At 52.9% G+C, this 1,420-nt stretch carries 1 rRNA gene; it reads left to right on the forward strand.

The window, feature by feature from the left end:
- A 23S ribosomal RNA gene (locus Q1A40_RS22860) occupies nt 1-1,401 on the forward strand; the annotation flags it as partial.
- Nucleotides 1,402-1,420 lie beyond the last annotated feature (19 nt).

A 1,420-nucleotide genomic window follows, 5' to 3' on the forward strand; every position in this document is an offset into this window, starting at 1 on the left:
TTAACGCTGAGGTGTGACGACGAGGCACTACGGTGCTGAAGTGATAAATGCCCTGCTTCCAGGAAAAGCCTCTAAGCATCAGGTGACATTAAATCGTACCCCAAACCGACACAGGTGGTCAGGTAGAGAATACCAAGGCGCTTGAGAGAACTCGGGTGAAGGAACTAGGCAAAATGGTGCCGTAACTTCGGGAGAAGGCACGCTGGCGCGTAGGTGAAGTCCTTTACGGATGGAGCTGAAGCCAGTCGAAGATACCAGCTGGCTGCAACTGTTTATTAAAAACACAGCACTGTGCAAACACGAAAGTGGACGTATACGGTGTGACGCCTGCCCGGTGCCGGAAGGTTAATTGATGGGGTTATCCGCAAGGAGAAGCTCTTGATCGAAGCCCCGGTAAACGGCGGCCGTAACTATAACGGTCCTAAGGTAGCGAAATTCCTTGTCGGGTAAGTTCCGACCTGCACGAATGGCGTAATGATGGCCAGGCTGTCTCCACCCGAGACTCAGTGAAATTGAACTCGCTGTGAAGATGCAGTGTACCCGCGGCAAGACGGAAAGACCCCGTGAACCTTTACTATAGCTTGACACTGAACATTGAGCCTTGATGTGTAGGATAGGTGGGAGGCTTTGAAGCGTGGACGCCAGTCTGCGTGGAGCCATCCTTGAAATACCACCCTTTAATGTTTGATGTTCTAACGTAGGTCCCTGATCGGGATTGCGGACAGTGTCTGGTGGGTAGTTTGACTGGGGCGGTCTCCTCCCAAAGAGTAACGGAGGAGCACGAAGGTTAGCTAATCACGGTCGGACATCGTGAGGTTAGTGCAAAGGCATAAGCTAGCTTGACTGCGAGAGTGACGGCTCGAGCAGGTGCGAAAGCAGGTCTTAGTGATCCGGTGGTTCTGAATGGAAGGGCCATCGCTCAACGGATAAAAGGTACTCCGGGGATAACAGGCTGATACCGCCCAAGAGTTCATATCGACGGCGGTGTTTGGCACCTCGATGTCGGCTCATCACATCCTGGGGCTGAAGTAGGTCCCAAGGGTATGGCTGTTCGCCATTTAAAGTGGTACGCGAGCTGGGTTTAGAACGTCGTGAGACAGTTCGGTCCCTATCTGCCGTGGGCGCTGGAGAATTGAGGGGGGCTGCTCCTAGTACGAGAGGACCGGAGTGGACGCATCACTGGTGTTCGGGTTGTCATGCCAATGGCATTGCCCGGTAGCTAAATGCGGAAAAGATAAGCGCTGAAAGCATCTAAGCGCGAAACTTGCCCCGAGATGAATTCTCCCTGGGTCCTTGAGACCCCTGAAGGGACGTTGAAGACTACGACGTTGATAGGCTGGGTGTGTAAGTGCAGCGATGCATTGAGCTAACCAGTACTAATGACCCGTGAGGCTTAACCTTACAACACCGAAGGTGTTTT

Source organism: uncultured Cedecea sp. (assembly GCF_947498825.1).
Lineage (GTDB): Bacteria > Pseudomonadota > Gammaproteobacteria > Enterobacterales > Enterobacteriaceae > JGM124.